The organism is Geodermatophilus sp. SYSU D00965, from assembly GCF_054050075.1.
This window is the reverse complement of the sequence record NZ_JBJGYQ010000025.1, coordinates 47,742-72,219: the sequence shown is the minus strand read 5'-3', so window position 1 is coordinate 72,219 and position 24,478 is coordinate 47,742. Positions and strand designations below refer to the sequence as shown.

Below are 24,478 nucleotides of genomic sequence, written 5' to 3'. Positions count from 1 at the left end.
GACGTCAGGCTGTGCACTCGTCCCCGTCAGAGAGGAGGGACCCGTGAACGTGGGTGAGGTGGCCGCCCTGGCCGGGGTCACGGTGCGCACGCTGCACCACTACGACCGCATCGGTCTGCTGTCCCCGTCCGGGCGCACGCCGGCCGGCTACCGGCAGTACGCGCCGGGCGACCTGGACCGGCTGCACCAGGTGCTGCTCTACCGCGAGCTCGGGTTCCCCCTGGAGGAGGTCGCGACCCTGCTGGACGACCCGTCGGCAGACCCGGCCGAGCACCTGCGCCGGCAGCACCGGCTGCTGCTGGACCGGCTCGAGCGGACCCGGGCGATGGTCGCGGCCGTGGAGAAGGAGATGGAGGCGAGGACGATGGGGATCTCCCTGACCCCGGAGGAACGGTTCGAGGTCTTCGGCGAGCACGACCCGGCGCAGTACGAGGCCGAGGTCGAGGAGCGCTGGGGCGACACGGACGCCTACGCGGAGTCGCAGCGGAAGACCGCGGCGTACGCCAAGGAGGACTGGGTCCGCATCAAGGCCGAGATGGAGGACATCGGCAACCGCTTCGTCGCGGCGATGCGCTCCGGCGCGGCCCCGGACTCGGAGCAGGCGATGGACGTCGCCGAGGACAACCGGCAGCACATCAGCCGGTGGTTCTACGAGTGCTCGCCGGAGGTGCACGCCGGCCTCGGGCGGATGTACGTCGAGGACGCGCGGTTCACCGCCACGTACGAGGCGTTGGCGCCCGGGCTGGCGCAGTACGTGAGCACCGCCGTCCAGGCCAACGCCGCCCGCCAGGGGGCATGAGCCGTCCCGTCGAGATCGCGCGGTCTCGCACCGTCCCGGACCTCCGGGCGTGCGAGATCGCGCGATCTCGACGGGGGTGGCGGGCGTCTCACACGCGGATCAGCAGCTCGCCGTGCATCATCCCGAGCCAGCCGTCGTCCGCGGCGGCCCAGCGGCGCCACGCGGCGGCGACCTCCTCGAGCTCGGCCGGCGTGGCCAGCCCGTAGGCCACCGCCTGCTCGGCGAACGCCGACGCGGTCGCCCGGCCGGCCCAGGAGGTGCCCCACCACTCCCGCTCGGCCGGCGAGGCGTAGCACCAGGACGACGTCGTGGCGGTGACGTCGCGCAGCCCGGCCGCGTGCGCCCAGGCGAGCAGCCGCCGCCCGGCGTCGGGCTCGGCGGCGTTGTGCCGCGCGACGCCGTAGTAGAGCTCCAGCCACCGGTCCAGGCCCGCGTCGGCGGGGAACCAGGTGAACGTGGCGTAGTCGACGTCCCGGACGGCGAGCACCCCGCCGGGCCGGCAGACGCGGGCCATCTCGCGCAGCGCGGCGACCGGGTCGGTGAGGTGCTGGAGCACCTGGTGGGCGTGGACGACGTCGAAGGAGTCGTCGTCCGCCTCGAGCGCGTAGACGTCCCCGACGGCGAACGTCACCGGGACCCCGGCCCGCTCGGCCGCCGCCCGCGCCTCGTCCAGGGGGTCCGGCGCCACGTCGAGGCCGACCACCCGGCCGGGCGCGACGCGGGCGGCGAGGTCGACGGTGATCGTGCCGGGGCCGCAGCCCACGTCGAGCACGTCCAGGCCGGGACGCAGGTGCGGGAGCAGGTAGCCGGCCGAGTTCTCCGCCGTCCGCCAGCGGTGGGACTGCAGGACCGGGTCGGCGTGCCCGTGCGTGTAGGTGTCCACGGGGACAGCCTGCACCGCAGAGTCCACACAGTGGAACAGCCTTCTCACATCATGGGACGACGTGGCTGGTGGAGCGTGCCGTTGCGAGGGTGGTCCCCCATGAGGTCCCTGCGCGCGCTGCTGCGCGACCCGACGGCCCAGCGCGGGATCCGGGCGGCGATCGCGGCCGGGCTGGCCTGGCAGGTCGCCGTCCTGCTGCCGGCCGGCGTCGCCGAGTACGCGTACTACGCGCCGCTGGGCGCGATCATCGCCGTCCACCCCACGATCGCCGACTCCGCGAGCGCCTCCTGGCGCACGGTGCTGGCCATCCTGCTCGGCCTGGGCCTGGCGGTCGTCGTCTCCGAGCTGACCCCCGCGCTGCCCGAGGCCCTCGTCCTGGCCCTGCTGGTGGCTCTGGCCGTCGGGCTCGAGCGCTGGCCGCTGCTCGGCAGCAACGCCAGCTGGGTGAGCGTGGCCGCGGTCTTCATGCTCACCGTCGGGGCCGGGGACCCGGCCGACTTCGTCGCGGCCTACGCCGGGCTGGTGCTGCTCGGGGCGACGATCGGAGTGCTGGTCACCGCCCTGTTCCCGCCGCTGAACCTCACGCAGGCCAGGCGCGCGATCGACGCCACCCGCACGCTCTTCGCCGAGCACCTCACCGCCACCGCCGCCGAGCTGCGGGCCGACCGGTCGCCGACGGTCGAGGAGGAGCTGCGGCGGGCCGTCGCCCGCGACGCCGCCCTCGGCCGGCTGCGGGAGGCCGAGCGGACCGCCGAACGGGCGCAGCGAGCCAACGCGCGGGCCCGCCGCTGGCAGGACGCCCGGGCGCGCCTCCGGGAGGAGTCCCGGGCGCTGGAACGCGTCGCCGTGCTCCTGGACGACGTCACCGTCCTGGTGGCCGAGTACCAGCCGCACCGCAGCGGCGGGGAGCGGCCGGACCTCGGCACCGCGCGCCGGCTCGCCGACGCCCTCGAGGGGGTCGCCGGCGTCATCCGGACGCCGTACCACGCGGTGGACGCCATCCGGCCGGACGAGCGCGACCACCGGATCCAGGTCGCCGGCGACGCGCTGGCCGCCCTCGTCGACCGGGTGCGGGCCACCACCATCGACGAGGACCCCGGCCTGCTCCCCCTCAGCGCGGTCGCCGTCGGGGTGGAGCGGGCCCTGACCGCGCTCGACGCGCTGCACCGGGGCGAGCCGGCGGCCTGACTGAGAGCGGCGTCACCCTCCCGGGTGGGCACCGCGACCCGGTGCGGCGGTCATCCTCGGTGTCCGTGGACCCCCTGCTCGCCCTGCTCCGCCGGCCCGCCGTCCAGCGGGGCGTGCGCGCGGCGGTCGCCGCGGGGCTGGCCTGGCAGGTCGCCGGCCTGCTCCCGCCGCTGCTGTCCGACTACGCCTACTACGCCCCCCTCGGCGCGGTCATCGCCGTCCACCCCACGATCGCCGACTCCGCCAGCGCCGCGTGGCGCAGCGTGCTGGCGATCCTCACCGGCTTCGCGCTGGCCGTCGCGGTCTACGAGCTCACCCGGGCGGTGCCCAACGCCCTGACCATCGCCCTCATCGTGGCGCTGGCGATCGCCGTCGAGCAGTGGGGGCTCTGGCGCGAACAGGCCAGCTGGGTCAGCTTCGCCGCCGTCCTCATGCTCACCGTGGGTCTCGACGACCCCGACACCTACGTCCTGCGCTACGCCGGGCTGACCCTGCTCGGAGCGGCGATCGGGGTGCTGGTCACCACCGTGCTGTTCCCACCCCTCCAGCTGACCCGGGCCGTGGAGCAGATCGACCGCACCCGTGCCGCTCTCGCCGCGCACCTGGACGACATCGCCGAGACGCTGCGCGAGGGCCGGGTGCCCGACCCCGCCGAGTGGACCGACCGCGCCGGCGTCCTGGACCGCGAACTGGACCGCATGCGCGCAGCGGAGGCACAGGTCGAGCGGTCCCGCCGGGCCAACCCGCGCGCCCGCCGGTGGCAGGGGCGCGCGACCAGCATCCGCGAGGAGTCGCGTGCGATGGACCGGGTCGCCGTCCTCGTCGACGACCTGACCTCCCTCGTGGTGGAGTTCCACCCGCACCGCCGGGGCCTCGACGCGGTGGACGCCGGCACCGGCTGGGTGCTCGCCGACGCGCTGGTCGGCCTCGCGGGCGTCGTCCGCACGCCGTACCACAGCACCGACGGGACGACGCCGGACGAGCGCGACGCCGTCATCACCACCGCGACCGCCGCCCTCGACCGGCTCGTCGACCTGCTGCGCTCCACGACGGTCGACGACGACGAGGGCTTCTTCGCCATGGGCGCGGTCGCGGTCGGCGTCCGCCGCGGCCTGCTGACCCTGGAGGCCCACCGGCGGCAGCCGGCCGCCGCCTGAGTGGCCGTCAGGGCCGGAGCTCCTCGGCGAGCACCCGCTCGGCGACGGGGGTGGCGCGGACCCGGTCGGCCGGCACCAGGCCGATCCGGACCCGGCGGTCGAGCAGGTCGGCCACCGTGCGGGCGCCCTCGGCCCGGACGGCGAAGCGCAGTTCGCCCACCGTCTCCTCCCGGCCCTCCACGACCGGCTCGGCGCCCAGCGCGGCGACCGCAGGCGCCTCGGTGCCGTACCGCTCGACCAGCCGGCGGGGCGCGTCCACCCGGTCCAGCGCCACCGGCGGGGCCGCGCCGACCAGCGGCAGCCGCGCGGTGCACGACCGCGGGACCGGCCGGCCCAGGCGCTCGACCACGGCGTCCACCGCCTGCTCCGCCATCGCCCGGTAGGTGGTCAGCTTGCCACCGACCACGGTGAGGACCGGTCCGTCCCACCGCAGCAGGTGCCGACGGGAGAGGTCGGCGGTGGCGTCGCCGGGCCCGCTGCCGGCCGAGGCGGGGAGTACCAGCGGCCGCAGGCCCGCGTAGCAGCCGACGACGTCCCCGCGGATCAGCGGCGTGGCCAGCACGCGGTTGACCGTCGTCAGCAGCTGGTCGACCTCGGCGTCGCTGGGCCGCGGGTCCTCGTCGGGGACCTCGCCGGGCACCGGTTCGTCGGTGAGCCCGAGGTACACCAGCCCGCCCGGCTGCGGCAGCGCGAACACGTACCGCGTCCGGGAGCCGGGCAGCGGCACGGTCAGCGCGGCGGTGGGGTCGCCCAGCCGCTCGGCCGGCACGACCAGGTGCGAGCCGCGGGAGGGCACCAGCCGCACGCCGGGCGCCAGCCGCTGCGCCCACACGCCGGTCGCGTTGACGACGACGTCCGCGCGCACCGGGAGGGCCTCGCCGTTGTCCAGCTCCACGTGCACGTCCCGGCCGTCGACCGCCTGCACCGCCGCCCCGGTGAGCACCCGCGCGCCGGCGGCCGCCGCCGAGCGGGCGAGCGCCACCACCAGCCGGGCGTCGTCGGTGAGCTGGCCGTCCCAGAACACGACCCCGCCGCGGCGGCCGCGCACCCCTGGCGTCAGCCGGGCCACCTCCGAGGGCCCCACCCGCCGGGTGCGGGGCAGCAACCGGCGGCCACCGGGCACCGAGGCGCGCACGGTGTCCCCCAGCCGGCCGCCCAGGCCGGCGAGCCCCGCGACGAGCGGACCCGCGGCGTCGGGCACGAGGAACGGCAGCGGGCGGACCAGGTGCGGCGCGGTCGCCCCCATGAGGACGGCGCGCTCGCGCGCGCTCTCCCGCGCCAGGCCGAGCTCGCCGTGGGCGAGGTAGCGCAGCCCGCCGTGCACCAGCTTCGACGACCACCGGCTGGTGCCCGCGGCGAGGTCGGCGCGCTCCAGCAGGACGACCGACAGCCCCCGGGCGGCGGCGTCCAGGGCCACCCCGGCTCCGGTCACCCCGCCGCCGACGACGGCCACGTCCACCCGGCCGCCGGCGACGACGTCGAGGTCGGCGGCTCGCCGGGCCGGGGAGAGCGCGCCGGCACCGGCGCCGTCGGACGGTCCCCTCCGGAGCACCCGGCAGACTGTAGCCGTGCCCGATCAGCCCGAACTGACGATCCAGGGCTGGGGGTCGCCCACCCGCCCGCGCGACGCGACGGTGACCGCCGGGGCCGACGGCGGGGACGGCGCTCTCGCGTTCACGACCTTCCCCGACCTGGCCGAGGTGCTGCCCAAGGCGGCGCGCCGGCACCTGGCCAAGGAGCTGGGCTGGACCCTGCGGCCGACCCCTCCCGTGCCGGTCGACGAGATCCGGGTGGCGCCCTCGCGGCTCGCCGAGGACTGCCGGCAGCGGCTGGTCGCGCTGCTCGGCGAGGAGAACGTGCGCACCGACCGCGAGAGCCGGCTGCGGCACGCGGGCGGCAAGAGCTACCTGGACCTGCTGCGCCGGCGGGAGGGCGACGCCTCCGACGCGCCGGACGCCGTCGTCACCCCGGCCGACACCGAGGAGACCGCCGCGCTGCTGGCGCTGTGCAGCGAGCTGGGGGTCGTCGTCGTGCCCTTCGGCGGGGGCACCAGCGTCGTCGGCGGGCTGTCGGGCATCGACGCCGACGACCGGCCCTCGATCTCGGTGGACGTGCGCCGCATGGCCTCGGTGCGGGACCTCGACGTGCCGTCGTCCCTGGTGACCGTCGGCCCGGGCATGCGCGGACCGGCGCTGGAGGAGCACCTGGAGCGCTCCGGCCTCACCCTCGGCCACCTGCCGCAGAGCTTCGAGTACGCCACCCTCGGCGGCTACGCGGCCACCCGGTCGGCGGGGCAAGCCTCCACCGGCGTGGGCCGGTTCGACGACCTGGTCGCCGGGCTGACCCTGGCCACGCCGTCCGGGGTCCTGGAGCTGGGCTCCCCGCCGGCGTCGGCCGCCGGGCCGGACCTGCTCGGCCTGGCGCTCGGCTCGGAGGGCGCCCTGGGCGTGATCACCGAGCTGCGGCTGCGGGTGCGGCCCAAGGCCCGGGCCTGCGAGTACGAGGGCTGGTCGTTCCGCTCCTGGGCGGCGGGGCTGGCCGGGCTGCAGCGGCTGGCGCGGCACGACCTGCTGCCCGACGTCGTCCGGCTGTCCGACCCCGACGAGACCCGCACCACCCTGCTCATGGCCGGTGGCCCGGGCGCTCGGGCGCTGCGCGGCTCGCTGCGTGCCCGGCGGCGCCGCCAGGGGTGCCTGCTGGTCGTCGGGTGGGAGGGGCTGCCGCCGCTGGTGCGTGCCCGCCGGAGGGCCGCGGCGTCGGTGCTGCGCGAGGCCGGGGCGGTGCGGCTGGGCCGGCGGGTCGGTGAGTCGTGGCGGCGGCACCGGTTCGCCGCGCCCTACACCCGCGACAGCCTGCTCGACGCCGGCCTGCTGGTGGAGACCCTGGAGACGGCGGCCACCTGGACGGCGCTGCCCACGGTCTACGACGCCGTCCGGCGGGCGCTGCACGAGTCGCTCGGCCGGCGGGGACACCGCCCGCTGCTGATGACCCACGTGTCGCACGGCTACCCCACCGGCGCCTCGCTGTACGTCACCGTGGTCGCCGACCGCGACGACGACCTGCCCATCCAGCAGTGGCTGACGGCGAAGCGGGCCGCCACCGACGCGCTGGTCGCCGCCGGTGGCACGCTCACCCACCACCACGCCGTCGGGGCCGACCACCGCCCGTGGCTGGAGCGGGAGATCGGCCCCCTGGGGGTGGAGGTGCTGCGGGCGGTCAAGCAGCGGCTGGACCCGCGCGGCATCTGCAACCCCGGCGTCCTGCTCCCCGAGTGACCGGAGGGGATCGGTGCAGGTCACCCGCACCGCTCCCCTCCGGTCACTCCTCGTCCTCCTCGGGACGGCGGTCGGCGGGCTCACCGTCCCGGGGGACCGCCGGCGTCGGCCGGATCCGGCGGTAGTGCCGGGGCAGCCGCCGCAGCCGGTCGTCCGGGGACCGGCGCGCCCCGTCCTCCCGCTCAGCCACGGGGGTCGAGGGCGTGACCGTGGGAGAACACCCCCTGCGGGTCGACGGCGGCCTTGAGCGCCAGCAGCCGCTCGGCCACCGCCGGCGGGTAGGCCGCGGCCACCTCCGCCGGGCCGGACACGTCGCCGAGGAAGTTGACCATGCAGCCGGGCGCGGCCCACGGCTGCAGCGCGGCGAGCACCCCGCGGCCCACGTGCGGCAGGACCTCGGCCAGCTCGGGCACGGCCGGGCCGAGCACGAGCACCGACCAGGCGGCGTCCCGCCCGGCCACGGCGTTGGGCACCCGCGGCTGACGGGCCAGCGCGCCGCCCATCATCCGGATCTCGGCCATGACCAGCGGCAGCTCCACCTGCGGGCCGGCCGCGGCGAGGAACGCGTCGACGGTCTCCTCGGTGAGCTCGGCCAGCAGCATGCCCTTCTCCCAGCCGGGCATCGGGTCCTTCGGGTCCATGTGCACCGCGTCCATCTCAGTGGTCAGCAGCGGGCCGACGAAGCCCAGCAGCACCCGCCCGGCGGTCTTCATCGGCTCGACCAGCCGCGCGCCCTCGGCCGGGTCCTGCCCGCAGTAGGCGTAGCGCAGGTGGACGACGGTCTGCCCGCGCAGCGGCTCGGGCAGGTCCGGCAGCGGCGGCAGGCGCAGGACGGCGATCGAGGTGCCGACCTCCTCGGGCAGGGTCGCCGCCCAGGTGCGGAAGGCGTGCAGCACGGCCGCGGCGTCCTCGGCGGCGAAGAAGATGCCGCCGCCGACCAGTGACCCCACCGGGAACAGCTCGATCTCGATCGAGGTCACGATCCCGAAGCTGCCCTTGCCGCCGCGCACGGCCCAGAACAGCTCGGGCTCGCTCTCGGAGCAGACGGTCCGCAGCGTCCCGTCGGCGGTCACGATGTCGAAGGAGACGACGGCGTCGGCGGCGAAGCCGAACCGGCGGCCCAGCGAGCCCATCCCGCCGCCGAGGGTGTAGCCGACCACCCCGACGTCGGACGACGACCCGCACAGGCCGGTGAGCCCGTGCTCGGCGGCCGCGGCGAGCACCTTCTCCCACCGCACGCCGGCCTCGACGCGGGCGGTGCGGCGGGCCGGGTCGACGGTCACGCCCTGCATGCGGCGGGTGGAGACCAGCACGGCGCCGTCGGCGTTGCGGACCGGCCCGTGCCCGGTGGCCTGCACGGCGACGGTCAGGCCGCGGGCGGCGGCCCAGGAGACGGCGGCGGCGACGTCGGCGGCGCAGGTGGCGCCCACCGCGACGGCGGGGGTGTGCGTGACGGCGACGTTCCACGCGAACGCCTCGGCGGCCAGCCCCTCGTCACCGGCGGCGTAGACCGGGCCGTGGACGCAGGCACGCAGGGCGTCGACGTCGGCGGCCGGGACGGGGCCGTCGGCGGGCGGGCGCGGGGCGGGGATGGGCTGGGCGGCGACGGTGGTGACCTCGGAGAGGCTCATGGCGGGGGTCCTCGGATGTGACGGCCGCGGCGACGATGCCGCGGGCTGGGTTCGGTGACGGGGAGGACCCTGGCCGGGCCCACTTGGCGGCCACTTGCAGACCGCTTGCGCCCGCACTTGCGGCCGGGAGGACTCCCGTTCGCGGCCCGGACCTGCGAGGATCCCGCCCCGTGCGGTACCGCGTCCTCGGGCCTCTCGAGGTCACGGGCCCCGACGGTCGCCCCCTCGACGTGGGCGGCGCGAAACCCCGTGCGCTGCTGACCCTCCTGCTGGCCGAGCCGGGCCGGGTGGTGGCCGTCGACCGCATCGTGGCGACGCTGTGGGGCGACGAGCCGCCGCCCACGGTCACCGGGACCCTGCAGGCCCACGTCTCCCACCTGCGTCGCGTGCTCGAGCCCGACCGCGGCCCCCGCGAGGCGCCGAAGGTGCTGCTCACCCGGCCGCCGGGCTACCTGCTGCAGGTCGACGCGGCCGAGCTGGACAGCCTGCGCTTCGCCCAGCTCGTCGAGGAGGGCGACCGCGCGGTCGAGGGCGGCGACCCGGCCCGCGGCGTCGCGCTGCTGGACCAGGCGCTGCGGCTGTGGCGGGGGGAGCCGCTGGCCGAGCTCGGGGAGTCCCCCACCGCGGCCACCGACCGGCTGCGGCTGACCGAGCTGCACGTGCGGGCCCGGGAGCGGCGCTGCGACGCGCTGCTGGCCACGGGGCGGGCCGACGCCGCCGTCCCCGACCTCGAGCACCTGGTCGCCGAGCACCCGCTGCGGGAGCGGCTGTGGGCCCGGCTGGTCACCGCCCTCTACGCCGCCGACCGGCAGGCCGACGCGCTGGACGCGCTGCGCCGCTGCACCGAGCTGCTCCGCGACGAGCTGGGCATCGACCCGGGGCCGGAGCTGCGGGACCTGGAGCGGGCGGTGCTCCGCCACGACCCGAGGCTCACCGACCGGGTGCCGCGCCCGGTGCTGTCCGTCGTCCCTCCGCCGGCGCCCATGCCGACCACCGCCCCCGGCTCGGAGACCCTGGTCGGCCGGCGGTCGGAGCTGGCCCACCTGCGCACCGTCGCCGAGCAGGCCGCCGCCGGACGGCCGGCCATCGTCGTCCTCGGCGGGGAGGCCGGCATCGGCAAGACCCGGCTGGCCGAGGCCGCGGCCGACACCGGGCGGGCGGCCGGCTGGTCGGTGGCCTGGAGCCGGTGCGCCGACGACGCCGGGGCGCCGGCGCTGTGGCCGTGGACCCAGGTGCTCGAGCAGCTCGGCCAGGAGCAGCTGGGCCCGCTGCCCGACGACCCCGCCGCCGACGCCGACGCCGCCCGGTTCGGGCTGTTCCAGGACCTGCGCGCCCGGCTCGCCGCGGCCGCCGCTCCCCGTCCGGTGCTGGTGGTCCTCGACGACCTGCAGGGCGCCGACACGACCTCGGTGCAGCTGCTGGGCCTGCTGGCCCGGCACCTGCCGCGGGTGCCGCTGGTGCTCGTCGTCACCGTCCGCACGGTCGGCGAGGACCTGCCCGAGGCCGTGGCCGACTGCCTGGCGCGACTGAACCGGGAGCGGGCGGCCACCCACATCCGGCTGGCCGGGCTCACCACCGAGGACGTCGGCACGCTGATGGCCGGCCAGCTGGGGGCCGTCGGCGGCCGCTCGCTGGCCGAGACCGTCCACGACCGCACCGCCGGCAACCCGTACTTCGTGGTCGAGCTCGCCCGCTGGATGGTCAGCACGCACGACCTGCGGCTGGACCGGGTCCCGGTGCCGCCGTCGGTCGGCGAGGTGCTGCGCGACCGGCTCGACCGGCTGCCCGAGGACGCCCGGGAGGTGCTCGAGCTCGCCGCGGTCGCCGGCCGCGAGGTGGGCCTGGACCTGCTGGAGGCGGCCGGCACGCCCGCCGAGGAGGCGCTGGCGGCCCTGGACTCCGCGATGGCCTTCGGCCTGGTCGTCGAGGGCGGGCAGCCGTGGAGCTGGCGGTTCACCCACGCACTGGTGCAGGAGGTGCTGTACGAGGACCTCCCGCGGCTGCGCCGGGCGCGGCTGCACGCCCGGGTGGCCGGGGCCCTCGAGCGGCGGCTGCCCGGCGGCCGGGCCGACGACGCGCTGGTGGAGCGGCTGGCGCACCACTACGTCGAGGCGGTCCCGGTCGCCGGTCCGGGCCCGGCGCTGCGCTACTCGACCACCGCCGCGCAGGCCGCCCGCGCCCGGCTGGCCCACGGGGAGGCCGCCGGGCACGTGCGCCGGGCGCTGACCCTGCTCGACGCCGCCGAGCCCGGCGCCGCCCGCACCCGCCACGACCTGCTCACCGCGCTCGGCAACGACCTGCTGCGCAACGGCCAGCGGACCGAGGCCGGCGAGGTCATCGGGGAGGCGATCGCGGTCGCCCGCGAGCTGGGCGACCGCCGCTGCCTGCTGGAGTCCGCCGCGGTGTGGGGGTCGCCCACGCTGTGGAACTGGCGCCCGCACGGCGTCGTCGACCACGAGATGGTCGGCCTGCTGGAGGGCCTGCTGGACGAGCGCGACGAGCTGGCGCCCGACCCGCGGGAGCGGGACCGGCTGACCGCCCGGCTGCTGGGCACCCTCGGCGTCGAGCTGGCCTTCAGCGAGGACCTGCAGAAGGGGCCCCGGTACGCCGAGCGGGCCCTCGCGCTGGCCCGCGAGGTCGGCGAGCCCGAGCTGCTGGGCCGCACGCTGAACAACTACTCCCTGGCCGTCTGGGGCCGGCCGGGCGCGGCCGAGCTGCGGCTGGCGGCCACCGACGAGGCGCTGTCGCTGGCCGGGCGCGGGCTGCCCCGGCGCACCGAGTTCCACGCCCGGCTGCACCGGGCGGCCATCCGGCTGCACCTGGCCGACCTGCGCGGCTTCGAGGCCGACCTGGACGCCGGCCGCCGGCTGTCGATCTCGCTGTCCGGCCCGGAGGTGCGCCCGCACGTGATCTGGCAGCAGGCCGGGGCCGCGTGGCTGCGGGGGGACGCCGCGCGCGCCGAGGAGCTGACCACCGAGGCCTACGAGCTGTACCGGAAGGTCACCCCGCACGCCCGGCACGCCTTCGCCGCGCACCAGTTCACCCTGCGCCGCGGGGACCACCGGCTGCCCGAGGCGATCGACCTGCTCGTGCAGACCGGCGACGAGGGCAGCCCGTTGCTGCAGCTGATGGCGGTGCTGGCCGCGGCCGAGTCCGGCGACCTGGCCGAGGCCCGCCGGCTGCGCAAGCGCTGGGGCCGCACCCAGGTGCGCGACTGGGCCAGCGACGTCGCCACGCTCCTGCAGGCCGAGGTGGCGCTGCAGATCGGGGACGAGGCCGAGATCGAGACGGCCACCGTGCAGCTGCTCCCGTTCCGCGGCCGGCAGGCGGTCCTCGGCACGCCGTCGTTCAGCCTCGGCGCGTACGACGAGCTGCTGGGCCGGATCGCCGAGCGCACCGGCGACACGGTGGCCGCCCGCGAGTGGTGGACCGCGGCCCGCCGGCAGGGCCGGCTGGTCGGCTCCCCGCACCAGGTGGCGCTGGCCGAGTCGCACCTGGCGCGGGTGCCCGAGGAGACCGCCACCCGGCCGCGCCGGGAGGGGTCGAGCGCGCCGCGGTCGGCCTGAGCCGCCTCAGGGCAACCGCACCGTCGTCGTCACCCGCACCACGCTCGGCCGGGGCGGGACCGAGCCGAACCCGAAGGTGACCGGCGGGCTAACCGGCGCCAGCCCGCCCAGCGGGACGCCGTCCCACGACCCGTCGGCCGCGGTCACCGCGTGCAGGTCCTGCACGCCGTACCACTCGGTGCGCCCGTTCCCGGCCGAGCCGGTGGTGCGCAGGCCGGTCAGCAGCCGGGCGGGCCGGTCCAGCAGGCCCACCCACGCGGGGGTCCGGGCCAGCGGCGCCGGGACGGCGCGCAGCAGCCAGCCCAGCGGAGGACGGCGCCCCGTGCGGACGGCCAGCCGCAACGGCCCGGCCGTGACCGTCCAGGTCCGCGGGCCGGGCCGGGCGACGGCCACGTCGAGGACCCGCACCTCGTCGAAGGCGTACGTGGCCGCGATGAACTCCGCGGCGGCCGCCGAGGGGGCCAGCAGCACCCGGTGCCCGCCGGGGCGCTGCACCATCACGTCGGAGAGCGCTCCCAGCGGCGACCGGGGCCAGTGCCCGACGACGACACGGGTGCCCGACGTCGTGCCGACGCCCAGGATCCAGCCGTCGAAGACCTGCCGCACGGGCTACAGGGTGGTCGCCCGGCCGCCGTCGACGGGGATGACCGCGCCGGTGACGTAGGCGCCGGCGCGGCTGCTCAGGTACACCACGACGCCGGCCATGTCGTCGGGCCGGCCGATCCGCCCGAGCGGGGAGGAGGCGGCGATCTCGTCGCCGTGGGCGGCGAGGGTGGCGGCCATCATCTTCGACTCGAACGGGCCGGGCGCGACGGCGTTGACCGTGATCCGCCTGCGCCCCAGCTCCTTGGCGAGCACGCGGGTGAGGTGGTGCACCCCGGCCTTGCTGGCCGAGTACGAGTAGGTGGGCAGCGTCGGCGCGTGCAGCCCGTCGATGCTGCCGACGTTGACCACGCGGGCCGGGTCGTCGTCGGTGGCCGCGGCCTCGAGCAGCGGCAGGAACGCGCGGGTCAGGAAGAACGGCGCCTTGAGGTTGAGGTCGAGCACCTTGTCCCAGGCCGACGCGGGGAACTCGGCGAGCGGCGCACCCCAGGTCGCCCCGGCGTTGTTGACCAGCACGTGCAGCCGCTCCTCGCGGCGGCCGACCTCGGCGGCCAGGCGCAGGCACTCGGCCTCGGTGGACAGGTCGGCGGGGATCGACGCCACCGTGCCGTACCGCGACAGCTCGGCGACCGCGGCCTCCTCGGCGTCGGCCTTGCGGGAGCTGACGTAGACCGACGCCCCGGCCTGCAGCAGGCCGCGGGCCATCATCAGCCCGATGCCGCGGGTGCCGCCGGTGACCACGGCGACCTTGCCGGTCAGGTCGAACAGGTCCACGGGCGGGTCCTCCACGGCGTCGTGGGGACGTCGTCGGCCCCCGGCGCGGGCACCCTACCCAGGCCCGTCCGGCGCGACCCGGGCCCGGACGGCGCATCGTCCGCTCCGCGTGAGGCGGCCGCCCCCGGCGACGGCCAGGCTGCTGCACCGGGCGGGACGGTCCCGCCCGGGAGGGAGCGGCGCCATGACCAGCGCCTTCCAGAGTCGGCAGCCGGAGGCGAACTGGCAGGCCGAGGCCCACGTCGGCGCCTACGGCGACGACAAGCGGGCGACCGGCTGGGCAGCGTGGGTGGTGTTCGCCGGGGTCCTGCTGGTGCTCGTCGGCCTCTTCTCGGTGATGGAGGGCGTCACCGCACTGGTCAACGACGACTTCTACGTGGTGCGGCCCGACGCCCTGCTCGTCGCGGTGGGCTACTCGGTCTGGGGCTGGGTGCACCTCGTCCTCGGCACGGTCGGGATCGTCACCGGCGCGGGCCTGGTGCGGGGCAGCCGGGTCGCCCGCGTCGTGGCGGTGGTGTGGGCCGCGGTGAGCGCGCTCGTGCACCTGGCGTTCCTGCCGGCCTACCCGGCCTGGTCGGCGCTGGTGATCGCGTTCCTCGTCGTGGTGATCTACGCCGTCACCGTGCACGGTCAGGAGGTCGCCCCGACCCGGTGACGGCGGCCGGGACGGGCGGCCCCGGCGCGGCCGGTGTGCCAGCCTGCCCCCATGAGCGCACCCGCCGCCGAGACCGCCGTCCTGGGCGCGACCAGCGAGGTCGGCCCGCTGCGGACGGTGCTCCTGCACCGGCCCGGGGCCGAGCTGCGCCGGCTGACCCCGCGCAACAACGACCAGCTGCTCTTCGACGGCGTGCCCTGGGTGCCACGGGCGCAGGAGGAGCACGACCGCTTCGCCGCCGAGCTGACCGCCCGCGGCGTCGAGGTGCTGTACCTGGACCGGCTGCTGGCCGAGGTGCTCGCCGTCCCAGCCGCGCGGGACGAGCTGGTCACCGCCGCGGTCGACGACCCGCGGCTGGGCGCCACGCTCAAGCGGACGGCGGCCGCGCACCTGGCCGGCCTCTCCCCCGACGACCTCGCCGGGACGCTGATCGCCGGGCTGGCGCACGACGAGGTGCCCGGCGGGCGCGGCCTGTCCTACGAGCTCATGGACCGCAGCGACTTCGTCGTCCCCCCGCTGCCCAACCTGCTGTTCACCCGCGACTCGTCGGTCTGGGTCGGCGACCAGGTGGCGGTCACCTCCCTGGCGATGCCCGCCCGGCACCGCGAGAGCACCATCACCGCCGCGGTCTACGCCCACCACCCGCGGTTCGCCGGCGCCGCCCAGCTCTACGACGCCTCGCTGGAGCACCTCGAGGGCGGCGACGTGCTGCTGCTGTCGCCGGGCGTGGTGGCGGTCGGGGTGGGCGAGCGGACGACGCCGGGCGGCGCGGAACGGCTGGCGCGGCGGCTGTTCGCCCGCGGGCTGGCGCACACGGTGCTCGTCGTCCCGATCGCCCAGCAGCGGGCGACCATGCACCTGGACACCATCGCCACGATGGTCGACGTCGACGCGCTGGTGATGTACCCCGCGGTCGCGGACACCCTGGTGGCCTGGACGGTCACCGGCGAGGTCGCGCCGGATGACGAGGACACGACCGACCTGACCGTCCGCGGGCCCGCGCCGTTCCTCGAGGCGGCCGCCGCGGCCATGGGCATCGACCGGCTGCGGGTGATCGACACCGGCCTGGACCCGGTCACCGCCGAGCGCGAGCAGTGGGACGACGGCAACAACACCCTGGCGCTGGCCCCGCGGCTGACCGTCGCCTACGAGCGCAACACCGTCACCAACGCCGCGCTCGAGGCGGCCGGGATCGAGGTGGTGCGGATCGCCGGCTCCGAGCTGGGCAGCGGCCGCGGCGGGCCGCGCTGCATGTCCTGCCCCGTCGCCCGCGGCCCGCTGTAGCCCGGTCGCCGGGGCGGGGTCCGTCGACCCGATCGGCCGCGCAGCGGCGGGTGTGCAGCCGTGCCCGGTTCTGCCACCCTCCTGCGCATCGGCCCCGACCCGGGGTCTCGGTGCCGGGCGGGTGATCGCGGTGGAGTCGCGGCCCGAGCGGAAGGACCTGGCCCGGCGCTTCGGCGCGGACGACGTCGTGGACTTCACCGAGGGCGACCCGGTGGAGCAGATCATGGACCTCACCCGCGGCGAGGGGGTCGACGCGGCCATCGAGGCGTTCGGGTTCCCGGAGACCTTCGAGGGCTGTCTGCGCGTCACCAAGGCCGGCGGCAGGGTCTCCAACATCGGGTACCACGGCGAGAACCCCGCGCCGCTGCAGCTGCCGCTCGACAGCATCGGGCTGGGCATGAACGACAAGTCCATCCACACCGGGCTGTGCCCGGGCGGCAGCGAGCGGATGGGGCGGCTGCTCCGGCTGCTGCAGACCGGGCGCGTCGACCCGACCCCGCTGACCACCCACCGGTTCGACTTCGACGAGATCGAGCGTGCCTTCGCCATGATGCAGACCAAGGAGGACGGCATCCTCAAGCCGCTCGTCTCCTTCGCCTGACCGTCCCGGCGGTCCGGGCCGGCCACGACGCGGGCAGGGCCCGGTCCGCCGGCCCTCTCCTGATCGAGCGGCCGGCTCGGGGACCTGGTCGTCCTGCGGGAGCTCGTGCTCTGCTCCGCACGTGCACGCAGAGCACGAGCTCCCCGAGGGGGAAAGAGGTGCGGTCGGGCGCCGAGCGGTTACAGCCCCTGGGCCAGCCGGTGGTAGGCGGCGCTCCAGCGCAGCTCCTTGGCCAGCGAGCGGCGGGTGGTCTCCGCGTCGATGAGCACCAGCTCGGTGGAGAACACCTCGGCGAGGTCGGTGAGCTCCTCGGCCCCCAGCGCGGTCGACAGCACCGTGTGGTGCGGCCCGCCGGCGGTCAGCCAGCCCTCGGTCGCCGTCGCGAAGTCCGGCCGCGGCTGCCAGACGGCACGGGCCACGGGCAGGTTCGGCAGCGGCTCGTCGGGCTCGACGACGTCGATCTCGTTGGCCACCCAGCGGAACCGGTCCCCCAGGTCGCACCAGCCCACCACGACGCCCTCGCCCGGGGCCGCGGTGAACACCAGCCGCGCGGGGTCCTCCCGGCCGCCGATCGACAGCGGGTGCACCTCCACCCGCGGCTTCTCCCCGGCGATCGTCGGGCAGACCTCGAGCATGTGCGCGCCCAGGATCTTCGGGGTGTCGGCGGCCAGGTGGTAGGTGTAGTCCTCCATGAAGGAGGTCCCGCCCGGCAGGCCGGCCGCGGCGACCTTGAGCGTGTGCAGCAGCACCGACGTCTTCCAGTCGCCCTCGCCGCCGAAGCCGTAGCCGTCGGCCATCAGCCGCTGGACAGCCAGCCCCGGCAGCTGGCGCAGCCCGCCGAGGTCCTCGAAGTTCGTGGTGAACGCGCCGAAGCCGCCGTCCTCGAGGAAGGTGCGCAGCGCCGCCTCGATGCGGGCCTGGTAGCGCACCGCCTCGTGCTGCGGACCGCCCGGGCGGGCGTCCTCGGCGAACTCGTACAGGTCGCCGTACTGCTCGACCAGGTCGTCGACGGTCTTGTCCTCCACGGCGTCCACCACGGCGGCCAGGTCGTTGACCCCCCAGGTGTTCACCGAGACCCCGAAGCGGATCTCCGCCTCGACCTTGTCCCCCTCGGTGACCGCGACGTTGCGCATGTTGTCGCCGAACCGGGCCAGCTTGAGCGAGCGGACCGCGTGCGCCGCGGCGGCGGCCCGGGCCCACGACCCGACCCGTGCCCGCACCCGCGGGTTGTCGACGTGGCCGGCGACCGTCGTCCGCGGCATGCGCAGCCGGGTGAGGATGAACCCGTACTCCCGGTCGCCGTGGGCGGCCTGGTTGAGGTTCATGAAGTCCATGTCGATCGTCGCCCACGGCAGGGCGGCGTCGGCCTGGGTGTGCAGGTGCAGCAGCGGCTTGCGCAGCGCGTCGAGGCCGCTGATCCACATCTTCGCCGGGGAGAAGGTGTGCATCCAGGTGATGACGCCGACGCAGGCCGGGTCCTCGTTGGCCTCGCCCATCGCCCGCCGGATGGCGCCGGCGTCGGTGAGCACCGGCTTCCAGACCACCCGGATGGGGACCTCACCGGCCTCGTCGAGCGCGGCGGCCACCCGCTGGGACTGCTCGGCGACCTGCTGGAGGGTCTCCTCGCCGTACAGGCCCTGGCTGCCCGTCAGGAACCACAGCTCGTGCCTGGTGAACGGGTCCTTGCGCATCAAGCCTTCCTCACTGTCCGTAGACGTTCTGGTAGCGCGCGTAGAGGGAGTCGATGTCGGTCTGGGCGATCGGCAGCGGCTCACCGAGCTGCCGCGACAGGTGCACCGTCCGGGCGACGTCCTCGGTCATGACCGCGGCCTTGACGGCGGCGCGCGCCGAGGGCCCGATGGTGAACACGCCGTGGTTCTGCATGAGCACCGCCGGCGAGCGCGAGCCGCGCAGGGTCGCCACGATGCCCTGGCCGATGGAGTCGTCGCCGATCAGCGCGAACGGCCCCACCGGGATCGGCCCGCCGAACTCGTCGGCCATCGCGGTGAGCACGCACGGGATCGGCTCGGCCCGGGCGGCCCAGGCAGTCGCGTACGGGCTGTGGGTGTGCACCTGGCCGTTGACCTCGGGCACGTTGCGGTACACGTAGGCGTGCGCGTCGGTGTCGCTGGAGGGCTTCTTGACCCCGTCGACGACGTTCCCGTCGAGGTCGCAGACGGTGATCCCCTCCCAGGTCAGCTCGTCGTAGAGGACGCCGCTGCCCTTGATCACGAACAGGTCCTCGCCGGGCACCCGCTCGGAGACGTTGCCCGAGGTCCAGGTGACCAGGCCGTTGCGGGTCAGCTCGCTGTGCAGGGCGGCGACGTGCTCGCGCTGCGCCCGGTGGGTGCCGCGCTCGGTGCGCGGTTCGGTGGTGGTCATGCGGTGCGCTCCTCGGTCAGGGCGGACGCCGTCGTCTCGGCGTCGGAACTCTGCGGCTCGGCTCGCCGGTGGCCGATGCCCACGTGGTCCACGGCGGCCCGCTCGACCGGGAGTGCGGCGACGTACCGCTGCACGAACGCGTCGAACCCCGCGACGTCGGCCGGGTCGGGCTCGGCGGTCTCCAGCGCGGCGTCGGCGAAGACCACGGTGTCCAGGTAGTCGGCCAGGCTCTGCTCCGGCGCGCGCCGGGTGGCGAAGGCGGCGAGGACGGCCATCCCCCAGGCGCCGCCCTCGGCCGCGACGTTCCCGACCGAGACCGGCGTGTCGATCGCCGCGGCCAGGAAGCGCTGCGCCACGCCCCTGGTCTTGAACAGCCCCCCGTGCGCGAACATCCCGTCCAGCCGCACGCCCTCGGTCTTCAGCAGCACGTCCATGCCGATCCGCAGGGTGGCCAGGGACGCGAACAGGTGCGTCCGCATGAAGGTGGCGAGGTCGAACCTGCTGTCCGGGGACCGCACGAACAGCGGCCGCCCCTCCTCGAAGTCGGTGATCGGCTCGCCGGAGAGGTAGTTGTAGGCCAGCAGCCCGCCGCAGTCGCTGGCGCCACCGAGCGCGGCGGCGAACAGGGTCTCGAAGACGGCCGACGGGTCGGCCGCGACACCGAGCGCCCGGGCGAACTCCGCGAACAGCCCGACCCACGCGTTCAGCTCACTGGCCCCGTTGTTGCAGTGCACCATGGCCACCGGGTCCCCGGCCGGCGTGGTGACCAGGTCGAGTTCGCGGTGCATCCGGCTGAGCTCGCGCTCCAGCACGACCATGGCGAAGATGCTCGTCCCGGCGGAGACGTTGCCGGTGCGCGGAGCGACCGAGTTGGTGGCGACCATCCCCGTTCCCGCATCGCCCTCGGGCGGGCAGAGCGGGATGCCGGGACGCAGCCGCCCGGTGGGGTCGAGCAGCTCCGCGCCCGCCTCGGTCAGCCGGCCGGCCGGCTGACCGGCGACGGCGATCGCCGGCAGCAGGTCCGCCAGGGTCAGCTCCACCCCCGCCTCGGCCGCGAGCTCGTCGAAGCGGGTCAGCATCGCGGCGGAGTACCCGCCGGTCTCGCTGTCGATCGGGAACACGCCGCTGGCGTCGCCGACGCCGAGCACCTTGTCGCCGGTGAGCCGCCAGTGCACGTAGCCGGCCAGGGTCGTCAGGTGGTCCAGCCGGCCGACGTGCTCCTCGCCGTCGAGGATCGCCTGGTAGAGGTGGGCCACGCTCCACCGGTGCGGGATGTTGTGGCCGAACTCCGCACTGAGCCGCTCGGCCGACTCCCCCGTGTTCGTGTTGCGCCAGGTGCGGAACGGCGTCAGCAGCTCACCGGCGGCGTCGAACGCCAGGTAGCCGTGCATCATCGCCGACACACCCAGGGCACCGACCGTGGTCAGGTCGACCCCGTGGCGCCGGCGCACGTCGGCCGCCAGGACGGCGACGCTGTCCTGCACCCCCGCCCAGACCGCGTCCAGCGAGTACGTCCACAGCCGGTCCACGAACTGGTTCTCCCAGTCGTGTGTGCCGACGGCGAGCGGAGCGTGGTCCGGACCGATCAGCACCGCCTTGATCCGGGTCGATCCGAGCTCGATCCCAAGAGCCGTGCGCCCCTCGGTGATCGCGGCGCCGACGTCCATCGTCATGTCAGGAGACCCTCCCGCCTACCGGTGACAGGCCTGCTCCTCGCGCTCCGGTCGACCGGGGGTGCGGCGCAGGGCCCGATGTTAGCGTTAACACTCGCGACGTCCTCATGCCCGGTGCGGTACCGGCCCGGTGCTGGCCCGCACCAGGAGTGCCGGTGGGACGGGATCGGGGTGCAGCTCCAGGCCCTGGAGCCGAGCGAGCACCAGCTCGACCCCGCGTCGGCCGAGCTCGGCGAAGTCCTGCCGGACGGTGGTGAGGGGCGGGGTGAAGTAGGGCGACTCGGGCAGGTCGTCGAAGCCGACGACGCTGACGTCGCGCGGCGACTCGAGGTCCTCCTCGTGCAGGGCCGCGAGCAGCCCGAGCGCCATCTGGTCGTTGGCCAGGAAGACCGCGGTGATCTCCTCGCCGTCCCGGAGGCGGGCGGCCAGCTGCCGGCCGGCCGCGTACCCCGACGACGGCGTCCAGTCGCCGCACACGTGGGCCGGCACCTCGGCACCGGCCGCCTGCAGCTCGGCCCGCCAGCCGGCGATGCGGTCCCGGGCCTCCTTCGAGTCGGCCGGGCCGGTGACGTGGTGCACCGTCCGGTGGCCGAGGTCGAGCAGGTGACGGGTGGCCAGCCGGGCGCCGGCCACCTGGTCGACCCCCACCGCGGGCTCCTCGACGGCGCCGCCGCTCTGCACGGTGACCAGCGGCAGGGGCACGTCCACCTGGTGCAGCGCCTCCACCGCGTCGTCGTAGGTGGCCAGCGCGACGACCGCGTCGACCGACGCCCCCACGAACCGGTCCACCGCCGCGCGCATGGCCTCCGCGGTGGCCTCGTCCAGGACGGTCACCGACAGCGAGTACCCCGCGGTGCGCGCGGCCTGCTCCAGGCCGACCAGGGTCTGCGCCGGCCCGTACTGGTTGATGTTGACCGTGACGAAGCCGATCGTGCGGGTCGACCCGGTCACCAGCGCCCGCGCCGCGGTGTTGGGCCGGTAGCCCAGCTCGCGGATCGCCTGCTCGACCCGTTCCCGGGTGTGCGGCGCGACGTTGCGGTGGCCGTTGATGACGCGGGAGACGGTCTGGTGCGAGACCCCGGCACGGGCGGCGACGTCGGACATGACCAGCGAACGGGTCGCCCCCTCGGGCTCCACCGTCACCCCTCTCTTCGACGGGGCGCCGTCGCCCCGCACCGGCACGGGCGACCCCGCGGCTGTCGTCCGCGGGGCCGCCCGGGAGGTCAGCGCGAGGCGCCGGCCCGCCGCTTGTTGTAGACGTCGAAGGCCACGGCGAGGAGCAGGACCAGGCCCTTGACCACCGACTGGATGGACTGGTCGATGCCCATGAGCTGCATGCCGTTGCTCATGACGGCCATGATCAGACCACCGACCATGGCGCCGACGACGGTGCCCACACCGCCGGTGACGGCCGCGCCACCGATGAAGCAGGCGGCGATCGCGTCGAGCTCGAACATGTTGCCCGCCGCCGGCTGGGCCCCGTTCGACCGGGACGAGAAGACGACGCCGGCCACACCGGCCAGGAAGCCCATGTTGACGAAGATCCAGAAGTTGACCGCCCGCACCTTGACGCCGGACAGGGTCGCCGCGGCGAGGTTGCCGCCGATCGCGTACACCTGGCGACCGAAGACGGTCCGGTTGGTGATGATGCCGTAGGTGATGATCAGCACGGCCAGGATGATCAGCACGATCGGCAGGCCGCGGGCGTGCGCCAGCTGCCACGCGAACCACATGACCACCGCGCCGACGAGGACGATCTTGGCCACGAACAGCGGGAAGGACTCGACCGGCTGCTGGTACTTGATCCGGGCCAAGCGGGTGCGGAAGCTGCTGAACGCGTAACCGGCGACCGCGATCGCGCCGATCAGCAGGGTGAACGCGTCGTAACCGTCGCCGCCGATGAGGCCGTTGAGGAAGCCGCTGGCGATCCTGCCGTACTCGCTCGGGAACGGGGACAGCGAGATGTTGTCGAGCACCTGCAGCGTGAGACCGCGGAACAGCAGCATGCCGGCGAGGGTCACGATGAACGCCGGGATGCCGACGTAGGCCACCCAGAAGCCCTGCCACGCGCCGATCAGGAGCCCGACGGCGAGCGCGGCGAGGACGCCGACCCACCAGGGCATCCCGTGCCGGATCACCAGGACGGCCGAGGTCGCCCCGGTCAGCGCGACCACCGAGCCGACCGAGAGGTCGATGTGCCCGGCGATGATCACGATGACCATGCCGATGGCCAGGATCAGGATGTAGCTGTACTGCAGGACGATGTTGGTGACGTTGCCGGGACTCAGCGACGTCCCGTCGGTCAGGATCGCGAACAGCGCGATGATCACCACGAAGGCGACGTAGATGCCGCTCTGCCGCATGTTGCGGGTGACGAGTTCCCGCAGGTTGCTCGTCCCGGCGTGCAGCGCGGCGGACGGCGCCGGCTCCTGCGGGGAGGTGTCGGGGCGCGGGGGGGCGGTCCTGGTCATGCCGCGAGCTCCTTCTCCTTGGTCATGAGCTCCATCAGGTTCTCCTGGGTGGCCTGCGCGACGGGCACCTCACCGGTGATCCGGCCCGCGGAGAGCGTGTAGATCCGATCGCAGATGCCGAGCAGCTCGGGCAGCTCCGACGAGATGACGAGCACCGCCTTACCGTCGGCGACGAGCCGGTTGATGATCGTGTAGATCTCGTACTTCGCGCCGACGTCGATGCCGCGGGTGGGCTCGTCGAGGATGAGCACCTCGGGGTCGGTGTAGAGCCACTTGGACAGCACGACCTTCTGCTGGTTGCCGCCCGAGAGCTTGCCGACGACCGAGGTGACGCTCGGCGCCTTGACGTTCATGCTCTTCCGGTAGCCCTCGGCGACCTTGATCTCCTCGTTGCCGTTGACGAAGCCCTTGTTGGCGAGCTTGTACAAGGCGGCGGCGGAGACGTTGCGCCGGATGTCCTCGATGAGGTTGAGGCCGTAGTGCTTGCGGTCCTCGGTGGCGTAGGCGATCCCGGCGTCGATCGCCTCGGAGACGTTGCGAGGCCGGATCTCCTTGCCGTGCACGAAGAGCCGACCGGAGATGTTCCGTCCGTAGGCGCGCCCGAAGATGCTCATGGCCAGCTCGGTGCGCCCGGCGCCCATCAGGCCGGCGATGCCGACGACCTCCCCGGCGCGCACGGTGAAGCTGGCGTTCTCGACGATCTTGCGGTCCTGCGTCGGGTGCCAGACGGTCCAGTCCTCGACGCGGAGGACCTCCTCGCCGGGGTGCGACTCACGCTCGGGGTAGTAGCTCTCCAGGTCGCGGCCGACCATCCCGCGGATGATCCGCTCCTGGGTCACCTCGCCGGCGTGCAGGCTCAGCGTCTCGACGGTCTTGCCGTCACGGATGACGGTGACGTTGTCGGCGATCGCGGTGATCTCGTTGAGCTTGTGCGAGATCATGATGCAGGTGATCCCGCGCTCCCGGAGCTTTCGCAGCAGGTCCAGCAGGTGCGCCGAGTCGTTGTCGTTCAGCGCGGCGGTCGGCTCGTCGAGGATCAGCAGCTTGACGTCCTTGGACAGCGCCTTGGCGATCTCGACCAGCTGCTGCTTGCCGACGCCGAGCTGACCGACCGGGGTGACCGCGTTCTCGCGCAGGCCGACCTCGTCGAGCAGTCGCGCGGCCTCGGCGTTGGCCTTGTTCCAGTCGATCAGCCCGTTGCGGCCGCGGATCTCGTTGCCCAGGAAGATGTTCTCGGCGATCGACAGGTAGGGCACCAGGGCGAGCTCCTGGTGGATGATCACGATGCCGACGTGCTCGCTGTCGCGGATGCCGTGGAAGCGGCTGACGTTGCCGTCGTACACGATCTCGCCGTCGTAGCTGCCGGCCGGGTAGACGCCCGACAGGACCTTCATCAGCGTCGACTTCCCGGCGCCGTTCTCACCGCAGATGGCGTGGATCTCGCCGCGGCGGACCTTCAGGTTGACGTCCGACAGCGCCTTCACGCCGGGGAACGTCTTGGTGATGGAGCGCATCTCCAGGATGTAGTCGTCCATG

Annotated in this window: 20 protein-coding genes; 8 read left to right on the top strand and 12 right to left on the bottom strand. The window is 75.1% G+C overall.

Annotated features, from left to right (window positions below; genetic code table 11):
• Positions 1–43 precede the first annotated feature (43 nt).
• The gene (locus tag ACI789_RS20795) at positions 44–799 is read left to right on the top strand and encodes a MerR family transcriptional regulator (protein WP_457011302.1); all 756 of its coding nucleotides are present in this window, start codon (positions 44–46) and stop codon (positions 797–799) included.
• A gap of 88 nt (positions 800–887) precedes the next feature.
• On the opposite strand, the gene ACI789_RS20790 is transcribed toward ACI789_RS20795, so the two are convergent.
• Positions 888–1,682: a methyltransferase domain-containing protein gene (locus ACI789_RS20790; RefSeq protein ID WP_457011300.1), complete on the bottom strand. Its 795-nt coding sequence runs from the start codon at positions 1,680–1,682 to the stop codon at positions 888–890.
• Positions 1,683–1,781: 99 nt separating this feature from the next.
• Between ACI789_RS20790 and ACI789_RS20785 the strand changes: the two genes are divergently transcribed.
• Positions 1,782–2,870: an aromatic acid exporter family protein gene (locus ACI789_RS20785; protein ID WP_457011299.1), complete on the top strand. Its 1,089-nt coding sequence runs from the start codon at positions 1,782–1,784 to the stop codon at positions 2,868–2,870.
• A 65-nt stretch (positions 2,871–2,935) separates the two neighbouring features.
• On the top strand, positions 2,936–4,027 hold the full coding sequence (locus ACI789_RS20780; protein ID WP_457011298.1) for an FUSC family protein: 1,092 nt from the start codon (positions 2,936–2,938) through the stop codon (positions 4,025–4,027).
• A gap of 7 nt (positions 4,028–4,034) precedes the next feature.
• On the opposite strand, the gene ACI789_RS20775 is transcribed toward ACI789_RS20780, so the two are convergent.
• Complete coding sequence (locus ACI789_RS20775; RefSeq protein ID WP_457011296.1) at positions 4,035–5,579, bottom strand: glycerol-3-phosphate dehydrogenase/oxidase; 1,545 nt, start codon at positions 5,577–5,579, stop codon at positions 4,035–4,037.
• Positions 5,580–5,595: 16 nt separating this feature from the next.
• On the opposite strand from ACI789_RS20775, the gene ACI789_RS20770 reads away from it, so the two are divergent.
• The gene (locus ACI789_RS20770) at positions 5,596–7,302 is read left to right on the top strand and encodes an FAD-binding oxidoreductase (protein WP_457011295.1); all 1,707 of its coding nucleotides are present in this window, start codon (positions 5,596–5,598) and stop codon (positions 7,300–7,302) included.
• A 43-nt stretch (positions 7,303–7,345) separates the two neighbouring features.
• Here the strand turns inward: ACI789_RS20770 and ACI789_RS20765 are convergent, their stop codons facing one another.
• Complete coding sequence (locus ACI789_RS20765) at positions 7,346–7,492, bottom strand: hypothetical protein (protein ID WP_457011294.1); 147 nt, start codon at positions 7,490–7,492, stop codon at positions 7,346–7,348.
• The gene (locus ACI789_RS20760) at positions 7,485–8,933 is read right to left on the bottom strand and encodes an FAD-binding oxidoreductase (protein ID WP_457011293.1); all 1,449 of its coding nucleotides are present in this window, start codon (positions 8,931–8,933) and stop codon (positions 7,485–7,487) included. The genes ACI789_RS20765 and ACI789_RS20760 overlap by 8 nt, the downstream gene beginning before the upstream one ends.
• Before the next feature lie 230 nt (positions 8,934–9,163).
• Between ACI789_RS20760 and ACI789_RS20755 the strand changes: the two genes are divergently transcribed.
• Complete coding sequence (locus tag ACI789_RS20755) at positions 9,164–12,499, top strand: BTAD domain-containing putative transcriptional regulator (RefSeq protein ID WP_457011292.1); 3,336 nt, start codon at positions 9,164–9,166, stop codon at positions 12,497–12,499.
• Positions 12,500–12,505: 6 nt separating this feature from the next.
• On the opposite strand, the gene ACI789_RS20750 is transcribed toward ACI789_RS20755, so the two are convergent.
• Positions 12,506–13,105: a hypothetical protein gene (locus ACI789_RS20750; protein WP_457011291.1), complete on the bottom strand. Its 600-nt coding sequence runs from the start codon at positions 13,103–13,105 to the stop codon at positions 12,506–12,508.
• Between the two features lie 3 nt (positions 13,106–13,108).
• The gene (locus ACI789_RS20745) at positions 13,109–13,876 is read right to left on the bottom strand and encodes an SDR family oxidoreductase (RefSeq protein ID WP_457011290.1); all 768 of its coding nucleotides are present in this window, start codon (positions 13,874–13,876) and stop codon (positions 13,109–13,111) included.
• Between the two features lie 184 nt (positions 13,877–14,060).
• On the opposite strand from ACI789_RS20745, the gene ACI789_RS20740 reads away from it, so the two are divergent.
• Genes ACI789_RS20740 through ACI789_RS20730 form a run of 3 tightly spaced genes read left to right on the top strand, consistent with a single transcriptional unit; the run spans position 14,061 to position 16,416 of the window.
• Positions 14,061–14,531 (top strand): DUF7144 family membrane protein, encoded by a 471-nt coding sequence (locus ACI789_RS20740; RefSeq protein WP_457011289.1) that lies wholly within the window; start codon positions 14,061–14,063, stop codon positions 14,529–14,531.
• 51 nt (positions 14,532–14,582) lie between these two features.
• Positions 14,583–15,815, top strand: coding sequence for an arginine deiminase (locus tag ACI789_RS20735; RefSeq protein WP_457011287.1), 1,233 nt, complete (start codon positions 14,583–14,585; stop codon positions 15,813–15,815).
• A 52-nt stretch (positions 15,816–15,867) separates the two neighbouring features.
• A complete protein-coding gene (locus ACI789_RS20730) occupies positions 15,868–16,416 on the top strand; it encodes a zinc-binding dehydrogenase (RefSeq protein ID WP_457011286.1) in 549 nt (182 codons plus the stop codon).
• 179 nt (positions 16,417–16,595) lie between these two features.
• Here ACI789_RS20730 and araA read toward each other — a convergent pair whose 3' ends face one another.
• From araA to mmsA, 6 genes are all read right to left on the bottom strand, one after another.
• A complete protein-coding gene (araA, locus tag ACI789_RS20725) occupies positions 16,596–18,107 on the bottom strand; it encodes an L-arabinose isomerase (protein ID WP_457011285.1) in 1,512 nt (503 codons plus the stop codon).
• Between the two features lie 10 nt (positions 18,108–18,117).
• Positions 18,118–18,798 (bottom strand): L-ribulose-5-phosphate 4-epimerase, encoded by a 681-nt coding sequence (locus tag ACI789_RS20720; protein ID WP_457011283.1) that lies wholly within the window; start codon positions 18,796–18,798, stop codon positions 18,118–18,120.
• A complete protein-coding gene (locus tag ACI789_RS20715) occupies positions 18,795–20,471 on the bottom strand; it encodes a xylulokinase (protein ID WP_457011282.1) in 1,677 nt (558 codons plus the stop codon). The genes ACI789_RS20720 and ACI789_RS20715 overlap by 4 nt, the downstream gene beginning before the upstream one ends.
• A 105-nt stretch (positions 20,472–20,576) precedes the next feature.
• Complete coding sequence (locus ACI789_RS20710; RefSeq protein WP_457011280.1) at positions 20,577–21,614, bottom strand: LacI family DNA-binding transcriptional regulator; 1,038 nt, start codon at positions 21,612–21,614, stop codon at positions 20,577–20,579.
• A gap of 80 nt (positions 21,615–21,694) precedes the next feature.
• Complete coding sequence (gene mmsB / locus ACI789_RS20705; RefSeq protein WP_457011278.1) at positions 21,695–22,942, bottom strand: multiple monosaccharide ABC transporter permease; 1,248 nt, start codon at positions 22,940–22,942, stop codon at positions 21,695–21,697.
• A complete protein-coding gene (gene mmsA / locus ACI789_RS20700; protein ID WP_457011277.1) occupies positions 22,939–24,477 on the bottom strand; it encodes a multiple monosaccharide ABC transporter ATP-binding protein in 1,539 nt (512 codons plus the stop codon). The genes mmsB and mmsA overlap by 4 nt, the downstream gene beginning before the upstream one ends.
• Position 24,478 lies beyond the last annotated feature (1 nt).

Coding starts and splice junctions, on each gene's coding strand:
- mmsB (WP_457011278.1), bottom strand. CDS start 22,942: ATGACCAGGACCGCCCCCCCGCGCCCCGACACCTCCCCGCAGGAGCCG.
- mmsA (WP_457011277.1), bottom strand. CDS start 24,477: ATGGACGACTACATCCTGGAGATGCGCTCCATCACCAAGACGTTCCCC.
- araA (WP_457011285.1), bottom strand. CDS start 18,107: ATGCGCAAGGACCCGTTCACCAGGCACGAGCTGTGGTTCCTGACGGGC.
- ACI789_RS20740 (WP_457011289.1), top strand. CDS start 14,061: ATGACCAGCGCCTTCCAGAGTCGGCAGCCGGAGGCGAACTGGCAGGCC.
- ACI789_RS20785 (WP_457011299.1), top strand. CDS start 1,782: ATGAGGTCCCTGCGCGCGCTGCTGCGCGACCCGACGGCCCAGCGCGGG.
- ACI789_RS20760 (WP_457011293.1), bottom strand. CDS start 8,933: ATGAGCCTCTCCGAGGTCACCACCGTCGCCGCCCAGCCCATCCCCGCC.
- ACI789_RS20715 (WP_457011282.1), bottom strand. CDS start 20,471: ATGACGATGGACGTCGGCGCCGCGATCACCGAGGGGCGCACGGCTCTT.
- ACI789_RS20735 (WP_457011287.1), top strand. CDS start 14,583: ATGAGCGCACCCGCCGCCGAGACCGCCGTCCTGGGCGCGACCAGCGAG.
- ACI789_RS20720 (WP_457011283.1), bottom strand. CDS start 18,798: ATGACCACCACCGAACCGCGCACCGAGCGCGGCACCCACCGGGCGCAG.